Source organism: Dokdonia sinensis (assembly GCF_003688895.1).
Taxonomy (GTDB): Bacteria; Bacteroidota; Bacteroidia; order Flavobacteriales; family Flavobacteriaceae; genus Dokdonia; species Dokdonia sinensis.
In genome coordinates this window covers 50,609-77,247 of record NZ_REFV01000010.1, presented here as the reverse complement: position 1 = coordinate 77,247, position 26,639 = coordinate 50,609, and the positions used below count along the sequence as shown (strand labels likewise).

Annotated in this window: 31 protein-coding genes; 17 read left to right on the top strand and 14 right to left on the bottom strand. The window is 39.4% G+C overall.

Translation table 11 applies throughout. From position 1 onward, the window contains the following. Positions 1-61: 61 nt before the first annotated feature. Positions 62-1,528: a sigma 54-interacting transcriptional regulator gene (locus EAX61_RS10970; protein WP_121917734.1), complete on the top strand. Its 1,467-nt coding sequence runs from the start codon at positions 62-64 to the stop codon at positions 1,526-1,528. Between the two features lie 168 nt (positions 1,529-1,696). Here the strand turns inward: EAX61_RS10970 and EAX61_RS10965 are convergent, their stop codons facing one another. Further along, positions 1,697-2,074 (bottom strand): LysM peptidoglycan-binding domain-containing protein, encoded by a 378-nt coding sequence (locus EAX61_RS10965; protein WP_201739449.1) that lies wholly within the window; start codon positions 2,072-2,074, stop codon positions 1,697-1,699. 175 nt (positions 2,075-2,249) lie between these two features. On the opposite strand from EAX61_RS10965, the gene rfbA reads away from it, so the two are divergent. From rfbA to kdsB, 7 genes are read left to right on the top strand one after another with little or no spacing between them, the layout of a single operon-like run. Beyond that, on the top strand, positions 2,250-3,128 hold the full coding sequence (gene rfbA, locus EAX61_RS10960) for a glucose-1-phosphate thymidylyltransferase RfbA (RefSeq protein ID WP_121917732.1): 879 nt from the start codon (positions 2,250-2,252) through the stop codon (positions 3,126-3,128). Next, positions 3,128-3,685: a dTDP-4-dehydrorhamnose 3,5-epimerase gene (gene rfbC / locus EAX61_RS10955; RefSeq protein WP_121917731.1), complete on the top strand. Its 558-nt coding sequence runs from the start codon at positions 3,128-3,130 to the stop codon at positions 3,683-3,685. The genes rfbA and rfbC overlap by 1 nt, the downstream gene beginning before the upstream one ends. Continuing rightward, positions 3,682-4,548, top strand: coding sequence for a dTDP-4-dehydrorhamnose reductase (gene rfbD / locus EAX61_RS10950; RefSeq protein ID WP_236642031.1), 867 nt, complete (start codon positions 3,682-3,684; stop codon positions 4,546-4,548). The genes rfbC and rfbD overlap by 4 nt, the downstream gene beginning before the upstream one ends. Continuing rightward, positions 4,548-5,561 (top strand): dTDP-glucose 4,6-dehydratase, encoded by a 1,014-nt coding sequence (gene rfbB / locus EAX61_RS10945; RefSeq protein WP_121917730.1) that lies wholly within the window; start codon positions 4,548-4,550, stop codon positions 5,559-5,561. Before rfbD ends, rfbB begins: the two co-directional genes overlap by 1 nt. Then, positions 5,552-6,346, top strand: coding sequence for a 3-deoxy-8-phosphooctulonate synthase (kdsA, locus tag EAX61_RS10940; RefSeq protein WP_236642030.1), 795 nt, complete (start codon positions 5,552-5,554; stop codon positions 6,344-6,346). Before rfbB ends, kdsA begins: the two co-directional genes overlap by 10 nt. Position 6,347: 1 nt before the next feature. Next, positions 6,348-7,292 (top strand): KpsF/GutQ family sugar-phosphate isomerase, encoded by a 945-nt coding sequence (locus EAX61_RS10935; protein ID WP_121917729.1) that lies wholly within the window; start codon positions 6,348-6,350, stop codon positions 7,290-7,292. A 3-nt stretch (positions 7,293-7,295) separates the two neighbouring features. Next, positions 7,296-8,042 (top strand): 3-deoxy-manno-octulosonate cytidylyltransferase, encoded by a 747-nt coding sequence (kdsB, locus tag EAX61_RS10930; protein WP_121917728.1) that lies wholly within the window; start codon positions 7,296-7,298, stop codon positions 8,040-8,042. A 1,002-nt stretch (positions 8,043-9,044) separates the two neighbouring features. On the opposite strand, the gene EAX61_RS10920 is transcribed toward kdsB, so the two are convergent. The 6 genes from EAX61_RS10920 to EAX61_RS10900 form a co-directional block, all read right to left on the bottom strand. Next, the gene (locus EAX61_RS10920; protein ID WP_121917726.1) at positions 9,045-9,701 is read right to left on the bottom strand and encodes a hypothetical protein; all 657 of its coding nucleotides are present in this window, start codon (positions 9,699-9,701) and stop codon (positions 9,045-9,047) included. Positions 9,702-9,874: 173 nt separating this feature from the next. Continuing rightward, on the bottom strand, positions 9,875-10,231 hold the full coding sequence (locus EAX61_RS10915) for a hypothetical protein (protein ID WP_121917725.1): 357 nt from the start codon (positions 10,229-10,231) through the stop codon (positions 9,875-9,877). Positions 10,232-10,235: 4 nt separating this feature from the next. Then, the gene (locus EAX61_RS10910; RefSeq protein WP_121917724.1) at positions 10,236-11,093 is read right to left on the bottom strand and encodes a phosphatase PAP2 family protein; all 858 of its coding nucleotides are present in this window, start codon (positions 11,091-11,093) and stop codon (positions 10,236-10,238) included. Positions 11,094-11,223: 130 nt separating this feature from the next. Continuing rightward, positions 11,224-11,364 (bottom strand): hypothetical protein, encoded by a 141-nt coding sequence (locus EAX61_RS16560; RefSeq protein WP_201739448.1) that lies wholly within the window; start codon positions 11,362-11,364, stop codon positions 11,224-11,226. A gap of 33 nt (positions 11,365-11,397) precedes the next feature. Continuing rightward, positions 11,398-11,556 carry a lmo0937 family membrane protein gene (locus EAX61_RS10905; protein WP_121917723.1) on the bottom strand — a complete coding sequence of 53 codons (159 nt, stop codon included), beginning with the start codon at positions 11,554-11,556 and terminating at the stop codon, positions 11,398-11,400. A 125-nt stretch (positions 11,557-11,681) separates the two neighbouring features. Next, positions 11,682-12,089, bottom strand: coding sequence for a hypothetical protein (locus EAX61_RS10900; RefSeq protein ID WP_121917722.1), 408 nt, complete (start codon positions 12,087-12,089; stop codon positions 11,682-11,684). A 106-nt stretch (positions 12,090-12,195) separates the two neighbouring features. Between EAX61_RS10900 and EAX61_RS10895 the strand changes: the two genes are divergently transcribed. Beyond that, a complete protein-coding gene (locus EAX61_RS10895) occupies positions 12,196-12,627 on the top strand; it encodes an Lrp/AsnC family transcriptional regulator (RefSeq protein ID WP_121917721.1) in 432 nt (143 codons plus the stop codon). A 14-nt stretch (positions 12,628-12,641) separates the two neighbouring features. Here EAX61_RS10895 and EAX61_RS10890 read toward each other — a convergent pair whose 3' ends face one another. Continuing rightward, positions 12,642-13,064: a hypothetical protein gene (locus EAX61_RS10890; protein WP_121917720.1), complete on the bottom strand. Its 423-nt coding sequence runs from the start codon at positions 13,062-13,064 to the stop codon at positions 12,642-12,644. A gap of 6 nt (positions 13,065-13,070) precedes the next feature. Beyond that, a complete protein-coding gene (locus tag EAX61_RS10885; RefSeq protein ID WP_121917719.1) occupies positions 13,071-15,584 on the bottom strand; it encodes a M14 family metallopeptidase in 2,514 nt (837 codons plus the stop codon). A 187-nt stretch (positions 15,585-15,771) separates the two neighbouring features. Here EAX61_RS10885 and EAX61_RS10880 point away from each other — a divergent pair, with 187 nt between their 5' ends. Together EAX61_RS10880 and EAX61_RS10875 are read left to right on the top strand one after the other, a co-directional pair. Beyond that, positions 15,772-16,704, top strand: coding sequence for a peptidylprolyl isomerase (locus tag EAX61_RS10880; RefSeq protein WP_121917718.1), 933 nt, complete (start codon positions 15,772-15,774; stop codon positions 16,702-16,704). Between the two features lie 179 nt (positions 16,705-16,883). Beyond that, positions 16,884-17,426, top strand: coding sequence for a YfiT family bacillithiol transferase (locus EAX61_RS10875; protein ID WP_121917794.1), 543 nt, complete (start codon positions 16,884-16,886; stop codon positions 17,424-17,426). Position 17,427: 1 nt separating this feature from the next. Here EAX61_RS10875 and EAX61_RS10870 read toward each other — a convergent pair whose 3' ends face one another. Continuing rightward, on the bottom strand, positions 17,428-18,186 hold the full coding sequence (locus EAX61_RS10870) for a glycosyltransferase family 2 protein (protein ID WP_121917717.1): 759 nt from the start codon (positions 18,184-18,186) through the stop codon (positions 17,428-17,430). A gap of 67 nt (positions 18,187-18,253) precedes the next feature. On the opposite strand from EAX61_RS10870, the gene EAX61_RS10865 reads away from it, so the two are divergent. Together EAX61_RS10865 and EAX61_RS10860 are read left to right on the top strand one after the other, a co-directional pair. Next, complete coding sequence (locus tag EAX61_RS10865) at positions 18,254-19,087, top strand: glycosyltransferase family 2 protein (protein WP_121917716.1); 834 nt, start codon at positions 18,254-18,256, stop codon at positions 19,085-19,087. Then, complete coding sequence (locus EAX61_RS10860; RefSeq protein ID WP_121917715.1) at positions 19,084-20,028, top strand: NAD-dependent epimerase/dehydratase family protein; 945 nt, start codon at positions 19,084-19,086, stop codon at positions 20,026-20,028. The genes EAX61_RS10865 and EAX61_RS10860 overlap by 4 nt, the downstream gene beginning before the upstream one ends. On the opposite strand, the gene EAX61_RS10855 is transcribed toward EAX61_RS10860, so the two are convergent. Both EAX61_RS10855 and EAX61_RS10850 read right to left on the bottom strand, forming a co-directional pair. Continuing rightward, a complete protein-coding gene (locus EAX61_RS10855) occupies positions 20,018-21,079 on the bottom strand; it encodes a glycosyltransferase family 9 protein (protein WP_121917714.1) in 1,062 nt (353 codons plus the stop codon). The two genes, EAX61_RS10860 and EAX61_RS10855, sit on opposite strands and share 11 nt — an antisense overlap. A 14-nt stretch (positions 21,080-21,093) precedes the next feature. Then, on the bottom strand, positions 21,094-21,909 hold the full coding sequence (locus tag EAX61_RS10850; protein WP_121917793.1) for a 2,3,4,5-tetrahydropyridine-2,6-dicarboxylate N-succinyltransferase: 816 nt from the start codon (positions 21,907-21,909) through the stop codon (positions 21,094-21,096). 212 nt (positions 21,910-22,121) lie between these two features. On the opposite strand from EAX61_RS10850, the gene ruvX reads away from it, so the two are divergent. The 4 genes from ruvX (at position 22,122) to mazG (ending at position 24,568) form a co-directional block, all read left to right on the top strand. After that, positions 22,122-22,532 carry a Holliday junction resolvase RuvX gene (gene ruvX / locus EAX61_RS10845; RefSeq protein WP_121917713.1) on the top strand — a complete coding sequence of 137 codons (411 nt, stop codon included), beginning with the start codon at positions 22,122-22,124 and terminating at the stop codon, positions 22,530-22,532. A 3-nt stretch (positions 22,533-22,535) separates the two neighbouring features. Further along, positions 22,536-23,126, top strand: a complete 591-nt coding sequence (gene def / locus EAX61_RS10840) for a peptide deformylase (protein WP_121917712.1) — start codon at positions 22,536-22,538, stop codon at positions 23,124-23,126. A gap of 90 nt (positions 23,127-23,216) precedes the next feature. Further along, positions 23,217-23,633: a DUF5606 family protein gene (locus EAX61_RS10835; RefSeq protein ID WP_121917711.1), complete on the top strand. Its 417-nt coding sequence runs from the start codon at positions 23,217-23,219 to the stop codon at positions 23,631-23,633. 158 nt (positions 23,634-23,791) lie between these two features. After that, positions 23,792-24,568, top strand: coding sequence for a nucleoside triphosphate pyrophosphohydrolase (mazG, locus tag EAX61_RS10830; RefSeq protein WP_121917710.1), 777 nt, complete (start codon positions 23,792-23,794; stop codon positions 24,566-24,568). 197 nt (positions 24,569-24,765) lie between these two features. Here mazG and EAX61_RS10825 read toward each other — a convergent pair whose 3' ends face one another. Both EAX61_RS10825 and EAX61_RS10820 read right to left on the bottom strand, forming a co-directional pair. Continuing rightward, complete coding sequence (locus tag EAX61_RS10825) at positions 24,766-24,987, bottom strand: VF530 family protein (RefSeq protein ID WP_121917709.1); 222 nt, start codon at positions 24,985-24,987, stop codon at positions 24,766-24,768. Between the two features lie 19 nt (positions 24,988-25,006). Beyond that, entirely contained in the window at positions 25,007-26,617 is a 1,611-nt protein-coding gene (locus EAX61_RS10820) for a class I SAM-dependent methyltransferase (protein WP_121917708.1), read from the bottom strand. Between the last annotated feature and the right edge of the window lie 22 nt (positions 26,618-26,639).

Genomic DNA, 26,639 nt, shown 5'->3' with positions numbered 1-26,639 from the left:
TCGCATATATACTAAAAGAAATTGCAGAACAATCCGCCACGGCGGAAACGAAATAAAAACTATGAACTACAAAGAAATAAACACCTTAAGCCAACTCAAAAATTCGGGTTGGAAATCTAGAAGTATTAAAGACGAGCTACGAGAACATCTTATCTCAAAACTCGAGAAGGAAGAACCATCTTTTACTGGAATCCACGGGTACGAACACACGGTTATTCCAGAATTAGAGCGCGCTATTTTATCGAAACATAATATCAACCTCTTAGGTTTAAGGGGACAAGCAAAGACTAGATTGGCTCGTCAGATGGTAAATCTTTTAGATGAGTGGATGCCCGTAATAGAGGGCTCCGAGATTAATGATGATCCACTCAATCCCATATCACGATATGCCACGGAGCTTATCGAAGAAAAGGGAGCTGAAACCCCAATTGCTTGGGTTCACCGCTCAGAACGTTTTGCAGAGAAACTGGCAACACCAGATGTTACTGTGGCAGATATTATAGGTGATGTGGACCCCATCAAGGCCGCAAACCTTAAATTGAGCTACGCAGACGACCGTGTAATTCATTACGGAATGATTCCGCGGGCAAATAGATCCATATTTGTGATTAATGAGCTTCCAGATTTACAGGCGAGAATACAAGTGGCATTGTTCAATATCCTTCAGGAAGGTGATATCCAAATTCGCGGATTCAAACTGCGCTTACCACTTGATATGCAGTTTGTGTTTACTGCAAACCCCGAGGATTATACAAATCGTGGAAGCATCGTAACACCACTTAAGGATAGAATAGGTTCTCAAATACTTACACATTACCCAGAAACGATAGAAATAGCTCGAACAATTACAGAGCAAGAAGCAAAACTAGACGAACGTCAGAAAGAAAAGGTTCATGTACCTAACTTAGTAAGAGATTTACTTGAAGAAATAAGCTTTGTAGCACGTGAGAGCGAATTTATAGATGAAAAGAGTGGAATTTCAGCACGTATGAGCATTACGGCTTTTGAAAACTTAATGAGTACGGCTGAGCGTAGAATGTTGCTTAACGGAGATAAGAAGACTTCTGTTCGCTATTCTGACCTTATGGGAATCATTCCTGCCATTACAGGAAAAGTAGAGTTAGTATATGAAGGAGAGCAGGAGGGAGCAGATGAAGTTGCCAAAATATTAATAGGCGATGCTACAAAATCTCTCTTTGACGATTACTTCCCAAAAATTGAGAAACTCAAAAAAGAGGAGGATAAAGATCCTTATGAAAATGTGCTCGCTTGGTTTTTTGAACAAAGCGGTTTTGAACTAGAGGATAACCTAACCGATAATGAGTACAAAAGAATGCTGGATAGTATCACGCCATTAGTTGATCTAGTTGCCAAATATCAACCAGAAATTCCAGAGGAAGATCGTTACTTTTTAATGGAGTTTGTGCTGTTTGGATTAGTGGAGTACAAGAAGCTTTCCAAGTACAAATTGACTACTGGAATGAGATTTAACGACCTTTATGGAAGCTATATTTCTGGATTAGGTTAATTTAAATTATTGGATTAATTTGTGATTATAAGTAGTTGATTTAGATAGAATTATTTTAAATATTTAGATTCAACTAAAAATAAAAAAGCCCTCATAATTGAGGGCTTTTTTGATAGTGCGCTTTCGCGATACATCCTGAGCTTGACTCAAGAAAGCGAACACCTAATTTTAGATATTTGGAATCACTAATTCCTGATCTGGATGAATGACATCTGGGTTTTTAAGAATGTTTTTGTTAGCCTCAAAAATAGCATTATACTTCATCGGGTCTCCATAGTAATGCTTTGCAATTCTACTCAGACTTTCACCACTCTGTACGGTATGCTTTGCATAATACGAAGTATCTGCAACTTTAATGTCGGCCATAATGTCCTGAGGATTTTCACCTCCAGATGCCTTTATTGCATCCCAAAGTTGGTTTTTCTCATATTGATTGCTTGCAGTCCCGGTGATGTGAAGTTTTCCATTCTCCTCTTTAACATCTCCATTCTGAATGTTTAATTGCTCTCCTAGTTCGAGAACATTCTGATATTTTGACTTTACCATAATTTTATTGTTTTAAGGTTATTACGTTAAATATACAATCTAGAAATTTATTTGATTATAAACTTATGCTAACACTAGTGTTTTTAGTTAGAATCTAGCGATCGTCGGGAATCAGAGGGAGTTAGTCGATAAGACTCTTAGTTTTTTCGTTTCTTTGTGCATATAGAAGATAACTATGAAAGGAATTATCCTTGCTGGAGGCAGCGGCACACGATTATATCCCATAACGAAAGGAGTTTCTAAGCAACTGCTCCCAGTGTATGACAAGCCTATGATTTATTACCCCTTGTCAGTACTGATGCTGTCAGGAATACGGGAAGTGCTTATTATCTCAACCCCAGAAGATAAAGAAAATTTTAAAAAATTATTAGGTGACGGGTCGGATTTAGGACTGTCACTTTCTTTTGAGACACAGCCGAGTCCAGACGGACTAGCACAGGCGTTTATTATAGGTGAAGATTTTATCGGTAATGACGATGTATGTTTGGTCTTAGGAGACAACATATTTTACGGTCACGGACTCCCACAGATGCTCCGCAATGCAAGACAGAATGCACAAGAGGAGAAGAAGGCAACGGTTTTTGGCTATTATGTCTCAGACCCTGAGCGCTACGGTGTTGCAGGTTTCGATGACAAAGGAAATGTTACTTCGATAGAAGAGAAACCAGAGAAGCCAAAATCAAATTATGCTGTTACAGGCTTATATTTCTATACTAATGAAGTGGTGCAAATTGCAAAGAATATAAAGCCTTCAAAACGTGGTGAACTCGAAATCACAAGCGTAAATCAAGTGTACCTAGAACAAGGTGACCTTAAAGTGGTCACAATGGGACGTGGTTATGCGTGGCTAGATACTGGAACCTTTGAGTCTCTGCTAGAAGCAGGAACGTTCATAGAAACCATCGAAAAACGCCAAGGTCTTAAAGTAGCTTGCCTTGAGGAAATAGCTTACGAAATGGGCTACATAACAAAGGAGAAACTTATAGAACACGGAAACAAGCTTAAGAAGAGCGGTTATGGGACTTACTTACTTAAACGCGCAGGAGTAAAATAATGGAAATTATACAAACAGCTATTCCGGACGTAAAGATCATTGCTCCTCGAGTATTTAAGGATGAACGTGGTTATTTTTTTGAATCTTTTAATAAGAGGCGATTTACAGAACTTGTAGGAAACTATAATTTCGTTCAGGATAATCAATCACAGTCAACTCGAGGCGTGCTTCGAGGATTACATTATCAGATAGGAGAGCGGGCACAGGCAAAGCTAGTTCAGGTTCTTCAGGGCGAAGTGCTGGATGTTGCAGTAGACATTAGGAAGGGAAGCCCGACATTCGGCAAGCACGTAACAGCCGTTTTATCATCAGAAAACAAGCACCAAATGCTAGTGCCTAGAGGATTTGCACACGGTTTTCTTGTTCTGAGCGACATAGCCATATTCTCATACAAATGCGATAATTATTACGATGCATCGAGTGAAAGAGGTATCATTTTTAACGATCCTGCACTCCATTTAAAATGGGGAGATCAAGAAACCTTTATTCTGTCAGAAAAAGATAAGATGCTTCCATTATTGCAAGATGCAGATGTCTTTGAATACAATACTTTATGATAGGAAATATTGTAGTTCTAGGCGCAGGTGGGCAGCTGGGGCAAGAGTTTCAGGCGATTGCATCACTTTATACGAGTTTTGAATTTGTATTTGTTGAGCGAGCAAAGTTAGACCTAGTTAATGCTACAGCTTTAGAAGAGTTTTTTAAAGTAAACGACTGCGATTACATCATTAATTGCGCCGCATACACTAATGTAGATAAAGCCGAGGACGAAGGCCCTAAAGCAAATTTGATTAACACAGTTGCCGTAAGAAACCTAGCAAGTATATGTGCTCAGAAAGATATTGGTCTCATACATATTTCTACAGACTATGTTTTTAACGGCAAAGGAGAAAAACCGTACAAAACAGATTTTCCTACAGAACCGTTGGGAAACTATGGCAGAAGCAAGCGCAAAGGTGAGGAGGCAATTATGGAGATACATCCAGAAAACAGTTTGATCATCCGTACTTCTTGGTTGTATTCTGAGTTTGGACATAATTTTGTAAAAACAATGCTCAGGTTGGGTGAGGAACTAAATTCGATTTCTGTGGTAGAGGATCAAGTAGGATCACCTACCTATGCACGGGATTTGGCGATGGCGATTTTGGAAATGATTCCTCAAATGAAGGACGGTAAAACCGGGATTTATCATTATGCAAATAATGGGGAAGTGAGTTGGTACGCTTTCGCGAAAGCGATACTTAAAACAACCCACCCCAACTGTAGCGTACAACCCGTTCCATCCTCTGCATACCCAACTAAAGTCAAAAGACCAAAATATAGCGTGCTAGACACCACTAAAACCGAAACCGATTTCAAAATCACAATACGTCTATGGGACGTTGCGTTACAAGAAGCGTTATCTAGAATACAATCCTAATGAAAAATATACTCGTTACCGGCGGTGCTGGTTTTATAGGTTCTAATTTTATACCTTATTATCTGGAAGCCCACCCAGATGTGCACATTATTAATCTAGATGCGCTTACTTATGCGGGCGACTTGGAAAATCTTTCTGAGATTACTAAAAACGAGCGATACACATTTATTGAAGGTTCCATAAATGATAGAAAACTCATTGAGAATCTATTTAAAAAGCACAACATATCTGGCGTTATTCACTTTGCAGCGGAGTCACACGTGGATAATTCCATAACAGGTCCGGAGGTTTTTATACAGACTAATGTAAACGGGACTTTTACGTTGCTGGATGTAGCTTATAAATTTTGGATGAAAGCACCATTTACATATAAGGATGGTTTTGAAAATGCGCGTTTCCTGCACGTGAGTACAGACGAAGTTTACGGTACACTAGGGGAAACAGGGCTTTTTACCGAAGAAACCCCTTATGCACCTAACTCACCGTACAGCGCCTCAAAAGCAGCGAGCGATATGATTGTGCGCAGTTACCATCACACCTACGGGATGAATACGATCATTACAAATTGCTCAAACAATTATGGACCCAAACAGCACAAAGAGAAGCTCATCCCGACGATACTGCGCAAAGCTTTGGCGCAGGAACCTATCCCCATTTATGGTGATGGCAAGAATATACGTGACTGGTTGTATGTAAAGGATCATTGTGTGGGGGTAGATACCGCTTTCGCGAAAGCGGACTCAGGAGAAACCTATAACATAGGCGGTCGCAATGAGAAGGATAATCTCTTTATCGTAAATCACATCTGTGAGCTCCTCGATAAAAAGCACCCGCTCGCCGAAGGAGCAAGCTATAAACAATACATTACCTTTGTAAAAGACAGAGCGGGGCACGATAGGAGGTATGCAATAGACGCATCAAAAATCGAGAGCCGTCTAGGCTGGCAAGCCGCCGAAAATTTTGAATCAGGTATCGAGAAAACCATTGACTGGTACCTCGAACAATGGCAATAAATACTATGGATCTATATAAAAAATTTCAAACCGAACCCTTTTTCATCGCTGGACCTTGCGTGATTGAATCTCCAGAACTGCTGGATACCGTTGCACGACGATTGGTTGAGATACGAGAGAATTTGGGTGTTGAGGTGATATTTAAAGCTTCTTTTGATAAGGCAAATAGAACTTCTCTGGGCGCTTTTAGAGGGCCAGGACTTGAGAAAGGACTGGAGATGATTAAAGTCATTAAGGACAAATACAATCTCCCAGTTACGACCGACATACACGAACCACATCAAGCTACAGTCGCTGGCGAGGTCATTGATATTTTACAGATTCCGGCATTTCTTTGTCGTCAGACAGATTTACTCGTAGAAGCTGCAAAAACAGGTCGGATTGTAAACATAAAGAAAGCGCAATTCCTTTCTGGAGAAGATATGCAGTTCCCTGTGGAGAAAGTTCGTGGGTCTGGAAACGATAAAGTAGTGCTCACGGAACGCGGCAATATGTTCGGCTACAATAATCTTGTGGTTGATTTTAGAAACATTCGGGATATGAAAGCCTTTGACGTGCCTATCGTGATGGATTGTACGCACGCCGTGCAACGCCCAGGTGGAGCAGGAGGGAAGACTGGGGGCAACCGCGAATTTGTGCCGTATATGGCAATGGCCGCAAAGGCTTGGGGCGCCGATGGTTATTTTATAGAAACCCACCCTAATCCAGATATTGCTAAAAGTGATGGCCCCAATATGTTACAAATAGATGAATTAGAAGGTCTTATAGCAAAACTGAAAGCCTAAAATGGATTACATTAAGATTGCACAAAGCGTACTGGATATTGAGGCAAAAGCACTTGCGCAATTAAAGGATAACATAGATGAGAGCTTCACAAAGGCCGTAGAGATTCTCTTAAAAGCGCCTGGGAAAGTGATTGTCACGGGTATGGGAAAATCGGGACACATCGGAACCAAGATTGCGGCGTCTTTTGCCAGTACAGGTACTTCCAGCTTTTTTGTGCATCCTTCAGAAGCATTTCACGGGGATTTAGGAATGATTACAAAAGAAGATAGCGTCCTCGCCATTGCAAACTCTGGCGAGACAGATGAGATTTTGAGATTATTGCCTTATTTAATTGACAATGAGATTGATATCGTATCCATAACGAGTAATCCTAATTCTACGCTTGCGCGAAATAGTACCGTGCACCTTAATATAGGACCGCTTACAGAAGCTTGTCCGCTACGGTTAGCACCTACTACATCTACTACGCTCACACTAGCATTAGGAGATGCACTTACAGTAGCATTAATGGAAGGTCGTGGTTTTAAAGAAGAACATTATGCACAATATCACCCTGGCGGAAGTTTAGGAAAACGTTTACTCTCTAAAGTAGTCGACTTTATGTCTTCCGAAGGTGTCCCGCTAGTTGCAAGTAATGCATCGATGACGGATTGTATTTACAAAATAAATAATGGAAGGATAGGATTATGTGTTGTAGGTACGCAAGATAATGTGGAAGGCATCATTACTGACGGTGACCTGCGCCGTGCAATGGAGAAACATCAGAAGCATTTCTTTGACCTTAACCCTGCCGAAATAATGACGAAAATGCCGAAGTTTATTGACCACACAGAAAGACTGGACACTGCTCAAAAAATGATGGTAGAGCGCAAGATAACCTCATTGCTCGTAGGGACCGCGACAGATCTAAAGGGAGTCATCCAGTTGCACGACATAAAAATTTAGGAAATGCACACTACCATTGTTATTCCCGCAAGGCTCAATAGCTCTAGATTGCCTAATAAAATCCTTTTAGATTTAAAAGGAAAGAGTGTGGTGCAACGTGTGTATGAACAATGCCTAAAGGTACGTGGAGTGAATACCATAATCATCGCGGTAGACGATGATAAAGTTCTCTCACACTGCAAACAATTTATGGAGAGCGTAATGATGACCAGTAAAAGTCACCAATCTGGTACAGATAGGATCGCTGAGGTGGCGAGACAAATGGAAACCGACTTCATTGTAAATGTACAGGGCGATGAACCTTTTATAGACCCAAACCTCATTGAGGACATCATAGCGGGCTATCAGAAGGGAATTGCCGTAGTGAGTGGTATGTTTCGTATAAAAGAGGTTTCTGAATTACTGAATCCCAATGCCGTAAAGGTAGTTATCGACAAAAATAATGAAGCGCTCTATTTCTCCAGAGCTCCCATTCCTTATTACAGAGATGAAATGATAGCGTGGCAAGCAGAGGATAAATTACCGGAAGAAGTCAATGTGTATCGTCACTTGGGCATTTATGGTTATGATAAGGAAGCTTTGATACGATTTTCATCCTTGCCCCAAACCACCCTAGAAATCGCCGAAAAACTGGAACAACTTCGTTTTTTAGAAAACGGAGACCGTATTAAGATGGTAGAGACAGATAAAGCTACCGTGGGGATAGATACCGAGGAAGATTATAAAGCTGCGCTTGCTCTTTTAAAATAGTGAGACAAAAAAAATGCGCGGTAACCACTCCGCGCATTTTAGATAAAAATCAAACTATTTATTAAAACCAATCTATTATGAAAATTCTTCTATTAAAAAGAGGCTCTGTTACTCTTGGGGGAATAAATTGGGGGACATTCTCAGAGCCTCTCTAAAACCAATATTTTTTAATAGTACAAAGGTGCGTTACAAATCGTACATTATATAATCCCAAGTAATAAACGGATGCTTACAAGTATAAGTGGGAATACTTATATTTTGTTCGGAGTTTCTAGCCATTTTCACTAAATAAAAACGATTACTTCAGAAATTATACAGCAGCAGGTATCTTAATAACAAGTTTCAATGAGGCTAATCTCCTTGAATGCCATTTTATAAGTAAAAAGTATCTTTAGGAAATCTTGGCCGCTGGATCCCTTTACTATTTACGAGTAAGTAGACTAGTGAAAGAAAAAAGATTGAACATATAATTAAGCTCGTGTAGGCATCTGCAAGAGCAAGAAAAGCAACGATCAGTCCAAATAGCAATATAGAGCACCATAACGTTTTTCTTATGTAAAGTGCTAGTATGAGCAGTGCTCCAAGGAAAAATTCTATAAAAGGAAACAGAGAAAGAAAAATCCCCAAAATATTATAGCTTTCTAAATCCGCACTTATTAAACTCTTATTTACATCTGATAAAAATCGCGTATAATGTAAGACTGTATAGCCAGCGTGAGTTATCATTAAGATTCCAAGAATACCTTGGAAAATGCGTGCGTTCTTCGGTAAAACCTCCATATAGTACTGTTTGTATTACGCAAATATCACTCTATATCAGTACGTTATATAATTGGACGTTGTAAACGGTCAAATAGAAGAATAAATGGAAGACCATTTTTAATTGTACAAGTTATTTTAGAAATTGTACAAGACGAGCCTCCATTTTTATCCCAGAAAAAACCCTCAGCGTTTTTTTCTGAGGGTTCTAATAACTAACTAATCTTCTGAGGCGTCATAATCCTAATCACCACGACGGTTCTTTTTATTCTTTTTATCATCGTTGTGATGCGCGTCTCTTCGTCCCCATTCACCTAGATTCCCGTGGTAATCCCAGTTCTGGTATGAGCCTTGGTTATATCCGTAATCAAAATGATTTGCAGTACACCCATTTATTCCGCATATACCGCAAGATGTATGATCGTGATAGATACGTCCAGAAAGCTCATTTATACGACCCCATCTATCATAATTTACGTGCATATTCCCAATACGATCTAGACGCCCTTTGTGGTATCTGATTGCGACACTACCTATCTGCCTAACAGCACCTCGGCGGTTGTAAAAAACTACATTTCTACCTACTTGAGTGATATTACCATAAATGTCGTGGCGTACGAGTCTATTAGATCTATAAGGATATCGCACACCATAAGTTGTGCCCGGAGCATTATAATTTCCATACCCTCGACGACCGCTATTAAAATGCTGTGGTAGTTCAAAGTCAAAGGTCCCATTTGTGTAAACAAAAAAACGGATACCTTTTTGTACAAAAGTTATAGGCTGTGAGTGGTTGTAACGTATCCCTGGTTTTTTGTTGTGATCGAGATCCGTCACTTGGTTTGCTTGTGCGGTGATTCCTCCTAGAAGAATTACGGCGAGTGCTAATAGCTTTTTCATAATAAAAATATTAGGGTTATTACGTTACCGACTTTCGGCGTACGATTTGGTTTAAAGAAACCAATGAACGTGCCAAACACTTAATATTCTTAAATACAGTATGTTGCGTGGTTCTTTTTACGCTTTCGCGAAAGCGTAAACTTAAATATTAGAAGCAAGAAGAGTGAAGAAGGTTATTTTTTAGAAATTTGAGACTTTGGTATAATGCCTATGAGTGGACTTCTCATTCGAATCAGATGAACAAGCAATTGTACTTCATATTCAAAAATGTCGCTAGAGGCGGGGAGCATTAACCAGCTCTTGATTCCGATAGTTTCAATCGGTTTTATGGTTTTAAACGTATGTTTAAGTTTTTGATGATGCTGCTTTGTTGTAGCTATCCAAATACCATTATCGATGATATTGTGGTTTTTTTCGCGCAAGGCAAACACCATTTTATCCTCTATATAGTATGCATCTACACCGAACATCTTACGCTGCCGTAACTCGAGGGGATAAAGAAGGTCAATGATAAAATCGTAAGAGGTCATAATTTTAAAATGAACCGACAATGCCCACTCTGCCTAAGCCGAGGTGAAGATTCCAAGAAATCCCGGGTTTTTTCCGACCGTCTGGATATAGATTATTTTTATTCAGATAATTATCTATAGCATCTACTGTTGCGATGCTTATCGCCATACTGAGTGCAACGTCTGTAAGATAATGGGCGCCATCCCAAACGCGAGATAATGGTGAGATTAAACCTACGGCGTAGATGCCTGCTTTTACCCAAGGATTATCAAATTGTTTTGCAATAGAGTATGCAGCTGTAAAAGCCAGAATTGTATGTCCAGAAGGAAAAGAACGCCATCCCGCTTGCCCGCTAAATGGTTTAAAATCAAATTTACCTTGACCATTCTGAGGTCTTGACCTTCCTACACTTGCTTTAAGAACCGTTTGTAGAAACCCGGCCGCTGTTGCTGAGGATATCATCAGTACCCCTGTTTCTCTTACCTTTTGATTTTTAGTAAAAAGGCCAAAAAGATATACGGAACTTGTCAAGCCATAGGCCACTTGTGGACTCCCAAATCTATCACCAAACTCTCTAAGAGGTCTCGGGAGTCTATCGCGTTGTCGTCTAAAATAGGAGCTTGTTTCATCGTCTACAAAATAGAGTAGTGCAGTACCACCAGCGACTATTCCAAACGTGGTCCAGTCTTTTCCATCCCAGTATAATGGTCTTGAGTAGGCGTGGCCTACGCCTAAAACTGCTGCTTTAGCATCATATTTTGCAAGTTGCCAAATGCTTAATGTGTCTTGTACATTAGAAGGAATCGCAGTTTGCGAATAAACAGATTTACTTATTGAAAATGCGCAAAAGAGTATAAAAAGAATTCTGTAATTCAATAACATAGAATTTAAAATTTGTAAACGATCAAAGATACTATGAATAATGAGAATGAAAATGGAACATCACTCTGTTACAAACAGAAAAAGCCTCCCTTAAGGAGGCCTTTTGAAATAATTTTGTGATTCATATTTGTTAATCTACAGCATCTTCCACATCGTCTGCTACGTCTTCTATAGCATCTCCAGCTTTTTCTCCTGCAGTTTTTTCTCTACAACTGCTAATTGAAACGGCAAAAAGTGCTACTGCGGCTAGTGTAAAAAATTTCTTTGTCATAATAATTGGTTTTAATATTTCGTTTATTGTTAATTATAGTTTCTTTCCAGTTGCAAGTCTGTATAGTATACCAATCACAGCGAGAACTAAAAGTATGTGAATTAAACTTCCCACGGCGTCCCCAAATCCAAAAAAGCCTACGAGCCACCCGATAATAAGTAATACAATAAGGAGTGAAATAATGTCTCTCATAATAGTATAGTTTTGATTAGAGTACTAAATATAGGAACCCATTTTTCAAAACTGTATAAATTAACAGACTTTAACCCAGCACATTATCGCTAATGATTTCTAATAACACAATACGTTTAGGAAAGTTAGTTTTGTTGAGTAATTTTTAATTCCCAATGGTGACGGAGATTTCTAAAGTCCCCTACGGCTTTAATTAGCTTATTAAGACCTTTTGTCTTTTTTCTATTTCCCTTTATGACACTACAATAAACTTCTAAATCTTCTGTCATCTGAAATATATACTCCTGAAATCTGATTTTTTTGTGATAATCTGCTGCGACTTCTGCTTCAGCAATTGCAGAAGGGAGTTGTAATGCAGAGATCTGTAAGGCGTCAAGGCAGCGCTCTGATAAATGTACAGAATCCCTAAGATCAAATATAGATGCAGAGCTTGCTAGGTTCTTTACGATAGATCTCACCAGTCCATTAATCTCTAACGCCTTTTTAAAAAAAGGCTCGTTATGAATTGTAAAAGGTTGCAAATTTGACCGCATAATTATAGCAAATGTAATTACCTTTAAGGTTTTGATAATTTAATAAATAAGGTTAATACGTTAATTTTATTTATAATGTAAAGAATTATTGTTATAAACTTAATAAATGAAAGATTCTATCAATATTAAAGTCTTGAGCTGCCTTCAGCAAAACGCCCGAATGACTAATGCAGCGATAGCTCGTGAGGTAGGGATTTCATCACCGGCGGTAGCAGAGCGTATCAGAAAGTTGGAGGATACTGGGGTAATCTTGGGTTATAAGGCTCAAGTCTCTCATTTGCAGTTAGATTATCAGCTCAAAGCTATTATCACGTTGCGCGCATTTATGGGAAAACTGAAACCCTTCCTCTCAGAAGTTGTAAAGTGGGAAGAAGTTGTAAACTGCTATCGCATTACCGGAAATGAAAATATCGTGATGGAAGTCGTCCTGCGCAATCAGAAGCACCTTGAAGAGTTTATAGATAAGATCATAAGTTATGGTGAAAGTAAAACGCAAATCGTACTGTCGCAAGTAGTGGCGCAACAAGCTCTAAAATAGTCTTTACGACAATCCTAAATCGTATTGTACTGCAATAGTGAAACTGAGAATATTGCAACCCAAATTGCAACACGCACCCAATTACGTTTTACAAGTAATTCTAAGTCTAGTTCCTTATAGCTCTCGTTAGTTATACGGTTATGAATAGGCACAAACTGTATAAAGGTAGAAACCCAAACACCTACGACGAGAATTCCATTAATTATAGCGTATGTGCTCAAGTTCCATACTATAATAACACTCAGGATGACTTGCGCAAACATTAAAGGAATTACTATAACTGCTAATCGTGTCTTATATAACTTGTGCCAATACAGCAGGGACTCGCGGTCATAAAACTTAAAACTAGGGTAAACAATGAGCTGTACCATAAGGATAAGTACAACCAGCCCAAAATCAACAAGAAGCTTTGATAACCAGATAAAGTCTGTGCTCACAGGTAATTACATTTGATCTCCAAAGAAAATAGCATTCATAAGCAACTTGTTTGTACCATACCAGAACGCTCTAAAGTTGGTATTATCTGTAAATAAAATGACCTCTCCTCGTCCAGAACTTTGATGTACAAAAGGGCGGGTTTCTGGAATTGCTTCCAGATTGATTGTAGAGATATATCCTGCTTGTAATGGGTTCTTAGTATATCTTATAGGGTTTTTATAACTCGTAGAATCGGCTTTTACAAATATTGTGGTATTCCTAAATAAAGAAATTTTGTCATTAGTGTACCCAAAATTAATAGGATGTGATCTGTCCTGATTTGCTTCAAAAATCGCTCCTCCTATAACCTGCGCACCGCTAAAATCCCTGCGCTGCTCAAAAGTTACATTTTTAGCAGGATTTTCAGTTTTGACAAAGTCGATATTGAGCATTTTGTTATTCTCCAGCCAGTTTGCAACATTGCGGTAGCCTATTAATGTTCCACCATTGCGCACCCAGCCCTTTAATTTATCGGCTATAGTTTTATCATAAGCTCCGTAAGAAGCTGGCAGGATAATATCAGTATACTTACTTATGTCAGCCCGATTAAAATCCTTCACGTCGAGTTTTGTAATTTTCATTTGATATCGAGTATCAAATAAATGCCAGATTTCTCCAGCATCATAACTATTTGTACCCTCTCCTACGAGAATAGCCACTTTTGCTGGCGAGAGTGGTCTAAATTGATTACTTCCTAAATCGATACCCTCAGTAAGTCCAGTAGCCACAGCTGTGATATCAATATGTGCTTCTTGAGCTACTTTGTTAAGAAAGGCTCCCATTTCTGAAGCCGAGAGTTCTTGGTTTTGAACAGGAATCATAATTGTCCCATAATCATAGGAAGTACCTGCGAGCGAGAATGTTTCCATCGCCACTTTTGCTCGCAGTCCTTTTTCCAGAATCATATTCAGCGCCTTTGGGGCATAGTATTCGTGCCATTCCATTAAGTAGGCGTAGTTACTTTGAGATACATTTTTAGGCGTGCGCATTTTCAAATCTTGAATTTCGTTTCCAGCATTGCTTAATGAGGCATTTTCAGAAAAATCCAATCCAAAGGCCAGCGGGAAAGACCAGGCACTTATATCATAAAACAAGCTGTCCTGAAACTTTGTGCGCTTTTCAAACATCGCCTTGATGAGTCTGCTTTGTCTCTGGTTTTTGGGAACTATGTAGGAATAACCGCTTTTAAAATTTTTACCGCTTTCGCGAAAGCTGCCTTTTACATCGTGCACTTTTATTTTATGACGTTTAAGTACTTCGGCTAGATGATAGGCTGTTGCCGCATCTTTTTCATTGCCAAAAACATATGCACCACCTTTTTCTTCACCACGAGCATTTTTAAAGAAGTCGCGTTGATAGTCCAGCAATTGCTTTCTCATACCCTGAGCAGCATCTAGCGTAGAGAGTATGGCGGTAAACTGATTGCGTATGGTAAACGGAAATTCAAGAAGACCGTTTACCGTCTCTTGAGCGTGCCCGCGACTACTTCCTTGCTCAAATAAAATCCCGATACCACCATTAATATCTGGAAACGTAGACCCTTTTCCATAGTAAAAATCGTCAAAGCTTTCCTCCGTATAATAAAAGCTTCCTATTTTATCCAGCGCCTTTGCGTGATAATTACCTATTTGTTTTGTAAGTTCTTGATTGAGAGCAGGAGTAAGTGGGTGCGTGCGAGACTGTATCCCGGGCTGGAAGAAAAAGCTGGAATTGCTTCCCATCTCGTGATGGTCTGTCAAAATGTTTGGGTACCAATCGTGAAATGTTGCAATGCGCGCACGCGATTCTGGCAACTGTACCGGTAACCAGTCACGATTCATATCAAACCAATAGTGGTTTGTACGACCACCAGGCCATACTTCATCATATTCTCTATCCTGAGGATCTGGGTTTATGTTTATGCTTTTGTTAGTGTTTGCCCAATATGCAAAGCGTTGTAAGCCATCAGGATTAAATGAGGGGTCAAAAAGGATGACCGTATTTTTAAGTAATTCATCTATTTTCTGACCTTGAGCAGCGGCAAGGTAGTAGGCGGCTACGAGTCCAGCATTTGCGCCACTAGGCTCGTTTCCGTGTATAGAAAGTCCTTGATACACAACAATGGGCATATTCTCAGTATTGAGAGAAGCGCTACCATCTTCCACAAGTTTTAGGTGCTCTTTTTTAATGTTGTCTATGTTTGCGTGGTTTGATGGTGATGTAACCGTGAGCAGTAGGATAGGTCGCCCTTCAAAAGTTGTCCCTCTATTTTCTATGGTCATACGGTCACTCGCAGCCGCAAGCGTGCGCATATATTCCGAGAGCTTGTCGTGGCTTACGTGCCATTCTCCAGGGGTATAGCCTATCACACTTTCTGGTGTCGGGATGTTGGGGTTATAGGTAATATCTTTTGGCAAATAGTACTCCATATCGACCTCACCGGTTTGAGCATAGGCGGTAGCAAATAGAAGAGAAAGACATAGAGAAAGTAGTAATCGCATTGTGTAATAGTGTTTGGTTAAACGTCGGATTTTAAAAATACTACAAAAAATCAGTTCTATATAGTGGATAGGGGTTCGCTTTCGCGAAATTGACTCAGAACTCATTTCAAGAGCCGAAAAATCTCCACACTCATTCGTCTAACTTCTTACTATATGGTATCTTTGCGGCTCATTAAAATAGACAACAATGCAAGACGGGATTTACGCAAAATTTCATACGCCAAAAGGCGAAATAACAGTAAAACTAGAACACGAAAAAACACCTGGAACAGTAGGTAACTTTGTAGCCTTAGCCGAAGGGGATTTAGAAAACTCGGTAAAACCACAGGGAACACCATACTATGATGGACTTAAATTCCACCGTGTAATTCCAGACTTCATGATTCAGGGAGGTTGTCCTCAGGGAACAGGAACTGGAGATGCTGGATATAAATTTGACGATGAGATTCATCCAGATTTAAAGCACGATGCGCCTGGAGTTTTAAGTATGGCAAATGCTGGTCCAGGAACAAATGGGAGTCAGTTTTTTATCACACATATTCCTACAGACTGGTTAGATGGGAAGCACACCGTTTTTGGTAAAGTGGTAGATGGACAGGATGTTGTAGATGCCGTTGCACAGGGAGACACGATGGACAAAGTGGAGATTGTTAGAATAGGTGACGAAGCTCAAAATTGGAATGCTGTTGAGGCCTTCCGTACTTTTGAAGGAGCAAGAGAGAAGAGAATAGCAGCAATTAAAGAGGCTCAAAAAGCAGAGCTTGATAAGCTCGCGACTGGATTTGATGAGACTGATAGCGGTTTACGTTACCAAATCATCCAAAAAGGAACTGGAAAAGCTGCCGAGAAAGGAAAAACGGTTTCTGTACATTATAAAGGACAGCTTTCTGATGGGACTGTATTTGACAGTTCATACAAGCGCAACGCACCTATTGATTTTCAACTAGGCGTGGGGCAGGTAATTCCAGGCTGGGATGAAGGTATTGGTCTTATGAAAGAGGGCGACAAGGCACGTCTTGTTATTCCTTCGGACCTAGCTTATGGTAGCGCTGGTGCTGGTGGCGTGATCCCTCCAGATGCTACATTGATTTTTGATGTAGAGCTAGTTGCGGTGAAGTAGATCTTTTTCGCTTGCGAAACAAGTTTAGAGTAAATTTCGCGAAAGCATAAAAATTAGAAGTGCTGTGAGTCAAATCACAGCACTTTTTTGTTGACATCTTTTTAATTAAAAATGAGGCTCGAGATGGGGTGAGGATGTTCAATCTTATAATTTTGAAGAGTATCCACAATATAAACATTATGTCTGACATCACTCATCTTCAATACCCTATAGGAAAAGCATCTATTCCTACTGAAATTTCTGAAGAAAAATTACAAGAGTGGATAACTACACTGGAACTTCTTCCTGTACGATTGAGCACTCTAGTAAGTGATATGTCAGATGAGCAACTCGACACTCCATACAGGGATGGTGGCTGGACCGTGCGACAGCTCGTTCATCATATTTCAGATAGCCATCATCATAGTTATATCAGATTTAAGTGGGCACTTACTGAGGATAACCCACTCATAAAGCCATACCTGGAAAAAGAGTGGGCAGAACTCGATGATGCTAAATATGCTCCCATAGAATGGTCCTTAAAGCACATCGAGGTTGTACATTTCAAATTAGTGCGCTTGCTCAAAGGCATGACGAATGCGCAGTTTGAACGCACTTTTAGACATCCAGAGGGAAAATCTACAATAAGCCTACGACAAAACGTGGGACAATATGCTTGGCACAGTAATCATCATTATGCACATATTGAGAATTTAGTTAAAAGAGAAAACGCGGGTAGTTAAATTATTTTAAACCTCTTCTATAGAGCCATAATTTAGCATAGCGCATCCAGATGGCGTATGCTTGTAGGTAACTTATTACGAGTCCCACGACACCGTCTCTAAAACCCATTTGTACTATATAATGCTTGAAGAAGCCCCAAAAGGGTTTTATTATAAAATGAAATACGGTGAGTCTGTTAGTTTTCTTGTCATAGTCCCGGGCTTGCCACGCAGCATAACGATTTAGCTTTTCGATATGATGATCTAGTGATATGTAAGTGTTGTGGCTAAACTTGTTTTTTAAATACCCAACTTTTCCATCGGCGATAATTTCTGCGTGTACCATCTTATCTTCATAACGACAGTAGCTCTTTCTAAAAAGGCGTATTACTTTATCGTTTTTCCATCCACTATACTTTACACGTTTTCCCATAAAATGGTTCATTCTGTAAATCCAGTAGGCTACTGTGCCATCGGTTGGTGGGTTTTTTAAAATTTCCTTAATTTCATTTTGAAGCTCTGGAGTAACACGTTCATCGGCATCTACGAGTAAAATCCACTCGTGTGTTGCTTGCGGTATAGCCCAGTTCTTTTGCGAGGCAGAGTATCCGTATTTGCGAGAGAGAATAGTGTCCGTAAATTCTCGTGCAATCTCCACAGTTTTATCGGTACTATATGAGTCTACCACCATGATCTCATCTGCAAAAGCGACGGACTCCAGTACCTCGCGAATGTTATGTTCCTCGTTTCCTGTAGGAACGATGGCGGTTAGTTTCTCCATAGAATATATTGGATGACAAAGCTACTAACTTTTTTAAGAATAAAAGTGTAATTTTGTTGCCTATACAATGCAATCTAAACCATCCATATCAGTAATAATAAGTACGTATAACGCTGTAGAGTGGTTAAAAAAAACGCTTTGGGGATATGCGGTGCAAACCACCTTTGACTTTGAAATTGTTATTGCAGATGATGGGTCCGGTCCTGAAACGAAAACATTATTAGATAATATTTCAGAAAATTTTCCTGTACCTATTATTCACGTGTGGCAGGAGGACGATGGTTTTCAAAAAACCAGGATACTTAATAAAGCTATTCAATCTTGCAATGCCAAATATATCATCACTAGTGATGGCGATTGTATCCCAAAAAATGATTTTGTAGAGCAGCATATGAACTATAGGGAAGAGGGATATTTTCTCTCTGGTGGCTATTTTAAATTACCGCTAGATATATCAACTGCCATTACAAACGAGGATATCATTTCTCAACGCTGTTTTGAAATAAATTGGCTTAAGTCTAAAGGTTTAAAGTCCTCCTATAAAAATCATAAATTGACAGCGGGTAAAGGGGCAGAAGTTTTAAACGCACTTACACCGACAACGGCAAGTTGGAACGGGCACAATGCTAGTGGTTGGAAAAAAGATATTCTTGCTGTAAACGGTTTTGACGAACGTATGCAGTATGGCGGTGAAGACCGAGAAATGGGAGAGCGATTGATTAATCTTGGGATTAAATCTAAACAAATACGCTACAGCGCTCTCTGTATACATTTAGACCATTTACGTAGTTATGTAAATGAAGAAGCACTTAGAAAAAATACAGCTATCCGTAAACACACCCGAAAAAAACAATACGCCTTTACCTACTATGGTATAGATAAAAACGCAGGCGAATTATGAAAATTCTTATAACCGGGGCGGCTGGCTTTATAGGATCTCACCTTTCTGAAAAACTTCAAGAATTAGGGCATCAGGTTTTTGGAATAGATAATTTTTCATCTTATTACGATGTCAATCTCAAGCGCATAAATGCTCAGGATATTACCAATAAGGGAGTGCGGTTAATAGAAGGAGATTTACTAGATAATCTGTCCCAGATTCTTCCAGAGAAGATAGATGTATTATATCATTTTGCAGCTCAACCTGGAATTTCTGCAGATACCCCTTTAGAAGATTATGAGCGCAATAATATTGAGGCTACAAAAAATTTAATTAAATGGGTTACAGATTGTCAACCTGACCTTAAACTATTTGTAAATATATCAACTTCATCAGTTTATGGACTGCATGCAACATCTACAGAAGTTGAAGTCCCTAGACCAGCCTCACATTATGGAGAAACAAAGCTCGCCGCCGAAACTTTAGTGCTTAGCGCTCAAGCTCACAAAAAATTCCCTGCAACGTCGATTCGCTTATTTTCTGTTTATGGACCTAGGGAACGTCCAGAAAAGCTATATACTAAACTTATTAAAGCGATATACGAAAACCAGCCGTTTCCCTTATACGAGGGAAGTTTAGAGCACGAGCGTAGCTTTACATACGTAGGCGATATTGTAAATGGTCTGACTGCAATACTTAGCAAAATAAGCGCTTGCAATGGAGAAATCATAAATTTAGGAAGTTCTGAAGTCTACACGACATCTCAAGGTATTTCACTTATTGAGAAGATTATAGGTAAGAAGGCAAATCTGGAAATGAGGTCTAAACGTTCTGGAGATCAACTTAAGACTTCTGCAAATATTGAGAAAGCAAAAAGAATTTTAGACTATGCTCCTCAAATGCCATTCGAACAGGGTTTAAGGGCTCAGGTGGCCTGGTATAATGAGAAGTTTATAAAATAAATTTTTTCAAAAACTCATCTAGTTCTTTTCTAAAAAGATCAGGTTCCAACTTTTCGTAATAATGATGAACGCGTTTTCGTATTTCTTTTAAGGTTTTCTCTTTGTAAAGAGAGGCTTTATAATCTGCAAGATGTATGGCTATATTATTCTCGTTTAGATAAAGTGCCCAGGCAGCTTTTGTGATCCAAGGCGAGAATATAGAAAATGTAGGTATAGTTATGGCCTTTGCCATATTTGCCGCACCGCCTTCGTTTCCTATGTAGGCCGTACATTCGTTTGTTAATGCAATAAACTCACGTAGACTCTTGCCGTAAACATCTTCTTTTATATGGTCGCGAGTAGCGCTATTACAATGAGCAATGAGTTTCTCTACGTCATCCTTTTGATTTGGAATATAGTTTAGTAAAAGTGTTGCTTCTGTCTTTAGGACAATGAAGTCCAATACTTGGGCGAGATAGGTTAGTGGGTATGTTTTTTCGGGGCAGCTGCCCAAAACACCAATCATAAAGATGGGTTTTGAGGTGGAGACGGCGTATTTTTTTAATTCCGCTTTCGCGAAAGCGATCTCCTCTTCCCTCAAATATATTTTAGGTTTAACTTCCTTAGGGAAATCTGGAGCAATAGGTTGCAACAACATCATTCTGTTCTCTACCGCCAAACCAGCCTCTGTTTCGGGAACAGTATTGTACCTAAAAACGTGCGTATACATAAATCGGGTATACCACTTTTTATATCCAATAATCTTTGGGGCTTTTGTAGCATTTGCAATTCTGGCACTTCCTATTTTAGAATAAACGTCCATAACTGCATCGTAATCCTCTGCTTTTAGAATTTGTCGTAGTTGTTTTCTGTCTGCACTATTTTTCTCCATTGTTGGAGTGTATAGAATAAGTTTATCTATATATGGGTTATTATCCAGCACAGGGATAGTGTGGCTATTTACAAGATAATGCACAGCACTATCTGGATATCGCTTTTTAAGCGATTCACACAAAATAGACGATGTAAGAACATCGCCTATCATCTTTTGCTGAATAATGAGAAACTTCATAGGATTTTGAGCTCTTAAACCGCTACATCATATTCTCTTAACGCATCATTGAGTGATGTCTTTTTGTTTGTGCTTTCTTTACGTTTTCCGATAATGAGCGCACAGGGAACCTGATACTCTCCCGCTGGGAATTTCTTTGTGTAACTTCCTGGAATTACCACGGAGCGAGCGGGCACAATACCTTTTGTCTCGACGGGCTTATCACCTGTAACGTCTATGATCTTCGTACTCATAGTGAGCACCACATTTGCTCCTAAAACAGCCTCTTTTTCTACTCGTACGCCTTCTACAACAATACATCTTGAACCTATAAACGCACCATCTTCTATAATCACTGGTGCGGCTTGTAGCGGCTCAAGAACCCCACCTATTCCTACGCCACCGCTTAGGTGTACGTTTTTACCTATTTGAGCGCAACTTCCCACTGTGGCCCAAGTATCTACCATTGTTCCTTCGTCTACATAAGCACCTATATTTACATAACTAGGCATAAGAATCACTCCTTTAGATATGTAAGCACCATGACGTGCTACTGCATTGGGTACGACACGAACTCCACGATTTTCATAATCCCCCTTAAGCGGAATCTTATCGTGATACTCAAAAATACCGGACTCTAGTTTTTCCATTTTTTGAATAGGAAAATAAAGGACTACCGCCTTTTTTATCCATTCATTTACCTGCCAGCCTTCATCTGTGGGCTCTGCTACGCGCAGGGTGCCGCGATCTAGCATATCTACCACTTCGCGTATAGCATTTATGGTTACTTTATTTGTGAGTTGGGAACGGTCTTCCCAGGCTTCTTCTATGATATTTTGTAGTTGTGTCATCTTAATTTCCAAGAAGGCGGAAATCTCATCCACCCGATTTGTTTTGTTAGTAATCGTTTTACCAAATCAAAGATAAAGTTTCCATCTAAGACAGCACGACTAAAAAAAGTGATAGTGTACTTTTCAATTGACTTTGTGAGGACTGTATAACTTCCTGCTCTTAGAAGTCGTCCCTTGTGTTGTGATTTCTTATTTTTGCACAAATTTTTACAATGGCACGCATTATTGCGATAGATTACGGAACAAAACGCACGGGAATCGCGATAACAGATGAGTTGCAGATGATTGCTTCTGGACTTATTACTGTGGAGACTAAAACTCTTATGGATTTTCTAACCAAATATTTGGCAGAAGAAAATGTAGAGACAATGGTGTTGGGCGAGCCCAAACGTATGAGCGGCGAGGCTTCACAGGTGGAAGAGCATATTTTAAGCTTTCGCGAAAGCGTAGAAAAAAAATTCCCTACCCTCAAAATCATTAGACAAGATGAGCGTTTTACCTCAAAAATGGCGTTCCAGACGATGATAGATGGCGGTTTAGGAAAGAAAAAGAGAAGAAACAAAGCACTTGTAGACCAGATAAGTGCGACTATTATTTTACAAGATTACCTGTATAATTTATAAGATATGATTTTACCTGTTGTGGCGTATGGTGACCCCGTATTAAAGAAAAAAGCCAAAAATATTACTCCAGAGTACCCAAATCTCAAGGAGCTTATTGAGAATATGTATGAGACCATGTATGGCGCGAGCGGCGTAGGTCTCGCGGCACCACAAATAGGACTTGCCATACGTTTGTTTCTAGTAGACACCTCACCGTTTTCTGATGATGAAAGCTACACGGAGGAAGAAAGAGATCAACTTGCTACATTCAAAAAAACGTTTATAAATGCAGAAATCCTCGACGAAGAAGGTGAGGAGTGGCCATTTTCTGAAGGATGCCTAAGTATTCCCGGAATAAACGAAGATGTGTTTAGAAAGCCGGTCGTGACCATTAAGTATCAAGACGAAAACTTTAAAGAGCATACCGAAACATACGAAGGTCTTATTGCCAGAGTAATACAGCACGAGTACGACCATATAGAAGGAGTTCTTTTTACAGATAAACTTTCAAGTCTTAAGAAACGTTTAATTAAAGGAAAATTGACTAATATTTCAAAGGGAAAATGTAGTGCAGACTATCGCATGCGTTTCCCACTTATGTCAAAAAGACGTTAAATAATCACAAAGCTTCTCAGCACATTGCAGAAATACTTGCATAAGTGCGTTGTGTATTGCATTTTTGCGCACCAATTTTGAAAAATAACTATGAGTTTAGATAAAGTTTTAGCCATTTCAGGAAAACCAGGAATTTACGAATTAAAGACACAGACTCGAAGCGGTTTTGTGGCAGAGTCCTTACTGGACGGTAAACGTATTACTGTAGGAATACGTCACAATGTGAGTATCCTTTCTGAAATTGCGATTTACACGCTTTCTAAAGAGATGCCATTGAGAGAAGTTTTACAAAAAATAAAGGACAAGGAAAATGGTGAGCAAACGATTAGTCATAAGGTCTCTAAAGATGAACTAGAAGAATTCTTTTTTGGCGTAGTTCCAGATTACGATGAGGACCGTGTATATGCAAGCGACATAAAAAAAGTAGTGCAATGGTACAATATATTACAAGCTAAGGATATGCTAGATTTTGACGCACCTGCAGATACAGCTGGAGAAGAAGAGTAGTGCATAACTTTCTATAATTAAAGAATGCCTTTACGATCTTGTTGTAAAGGCTTTTTTATTTGCTTTCGCGAAAATGGAAGTACATTTGAGTAAAATAAGTATCAGCACAAAGCGATCGCGAGATTAGATATCCGCCTTTGCTAAAATTTAAGGTATAAATGGGTACACGACAACAACAACTAGCAGCTTTTGAAAGACTTCTCACCATAATGGATGAACTTCGTGTGGGATGTCCTTGGGATAAGAAACAGACGATGGAAAGTTTGCGTCACTTGACGATAGAAGAAACATACGAGCTAGGTGATGCCATTCTGGATAATGACCTTGAAGAAATAAAAAAGGAACTGGGCGACTTACTGTTGCATATCGTTTTCTATGCTAAAATAGGAAGCGAGACAAACGACTTCGATATTGCAGATGTTGCAAATTCTATAAGCGATAAACTCGTCTCCCGTCATCCCCACATTTACGGTGACATTAATGTGGCAGATGCTGCCGAAGTGGAGCGCAACTGGGAAAAACTTAAACTCAAAGAAGGAAAAAAATCCGTTCTAGAAGGTGTGCCTAAAGGACTACCTGCGGTGGTAAAGGCCAGTCGCATACAAGATAAAGTCTCTGGAGTAGGTTTTGACTGGGAAGAACCACAACAGGTTTTTGAAAAAGTACAGGAGGAGTTGGGCGAACTGCAGCACGAAATTAAAGAGAACAATCAAGACAAGATAGAGGCGGAGTTTGGCGATGTACTCTTCTCAATGATAAACTACGCTCGTTTTCTTAAGATCGACCCAGAGAGTGCGCTAGAGCGTACTAATAAGAAATTTATTAAACGTTTTCAATATCTGGAAAGTAAGGCAAAAATTCTTGGCAAAGAGATGTCTGATATGACGCTTGCAGAGATGGATGTCTTTTGGGAAGAAGCGAAGAAACAAAAGTAGGTAGTCTCAGTTTTCAGTTTTACTTGAGTTCTAAAAAACTTAAAATCTACATAGCTATAGTTGCTTCATTTATTCCACGCGTATTGGGGTGTTGCAGTAGGGAATAATGGTTCAAAATGAAATAGCAATATCGGGGTGGTTTAGTTTTCCGCCTATACACTGGATTGTACCGAAACCTCTGAAACAGTAGTACTTTTCTAAATACTCTGCAAATAGAGTTGCTCTACCTTCTCCCGTGCCCAAGGCGTCCTGCGCAAGAATTTGAGACTTGACTTAATAGAAGGATCTTTCTTAAAACAATTAATGTCTACTTGATAGCTCAGTTCTTTAAAGCCGTATTTTTCAACAAGAAATTCCAGTATATCGACCAGTTTTTTACCGTGTAGCGGGTTATTAGGTTGTTCATTTATTTCATTCATAGCTCAAAGATAAAACAATCTAGTTGCGAAATAAATTAACAGTAACCGTTGCCGCTTCCGTGTTCGGGAATTTTGCACTGAGACGCTCATCACGCTTCATCCCAATATTCTCTAGAATATTGTGAAACACAGGAACCTCTACAATAAATTGATCGGAATACCCGTGCGTGGCATCATAGGCTGTAACTGCTGTTTTACCTATGTTTTTTGCAGCGATGATAGGAGGGATGCTATGTAATTCAATTAAGACAAGTCCGTGTTTACTCACATAAGGAGACCATTTTCCAAAATGTTCGGCAAGCGAGGCTTCAACGTCAGAATTTGAGAGACGCTTTCCTTCGAAAGCAAAAGCGCCCGTTGAACTGCTCGGTATCTCTAATGGTTTAACTGGAGCTTTCCAAACGCGATTATGATCTAGAAAAGAGCGTACATTGAGCAACTCACTAAGTTCAATCCCATAATCTTCTTGTAAATCTGCGGCGAGCCTATCCGGATCCCCTATATCTCCCCACATTACTTTTGCCCAAATTTCAGATTGGATGAGATTGCCCTTTGTAATGTCTATTGCTGCTTTGTTATAGTCTGCTCCTACAAGAATAAGCGGATGCTCGTTGAGATGCTTTCCGCGCAGGGTATGTCTTTCAATAAGATTATAGAGATGGATTAAAAACGCACCATTTCCGCATCCCATATCCAGTATGCCTTTTGGCTGTTCTTCTAGGGGTTTATTAAAAATATCGAGTATAATTTTATCTACCACTTTAAAGTAAGTAGCGTGCGCACCACCACTTCCCCAAACATTCATCGCTCTATCTACATGTCCTTCTTTAGACCTATCACCTTGATCTTTCGCGCTAAGCGGATTACCAAAAATAAGTTCATCCAGTTTCCGTAGCGTAGGAATATATGATACGGTCACACCATAAGCACTAGCGCGTTTTGCAAAGAAAAGTCCCTTGTCCGTGAACTGATAGGTTTCTCCTCTTTTGCTAAATAGGTCAAAGTATACAAGCATATCCAAGAGCTTCATAAAGTTCTCAGCATCATTGTGAAATTCTTCTGGCCTAAAACTAGCTTGCATAAAATACTTATGAAAAGCGCCATTCATAGCGAGATGAACGAGCGTGGGTCCCAGTATGATTCCCTCAATATGAGCAAGTACTTGTTCTTGAATTTCTCTAGTAGTTTTATCCTTTGAGAAATCTAAATTGTAATTATCTTTATACTTATCAAAAATGGCTTGCAACGCTTTAAACGGTGCTACTTCAAATTTCCTAAAATGATAATCTTCAGAAAGTTTAAGAAGATTTGTTACATCCTCATAAAGTGGAAAGAGCTCAAAAGCAGTGGCTGTTTTATCGTTTGCACTATAGGTAATAACATTATTTATATTATCTACTTCTTGCTCTAGCCAGCCTTGAGATGCTAGTAATCGTAATGCAACATTGAGGTATCCTTCATTTGCATTAGTAGCTTGCGATAACTCACTTACGCTTACAGATTTTTCGTTGAGTATCCGCTTTGTGATACCTTTTGAGTATAATGCATATGCCGATGGCGCGACAACTATACCGTCCAGATGACGAAAGAGTCTTGCCCTGTAAGTAGCCTGTAGCGCTGTGTTTATCATTGTAAAAGTTTATTAAACGGAA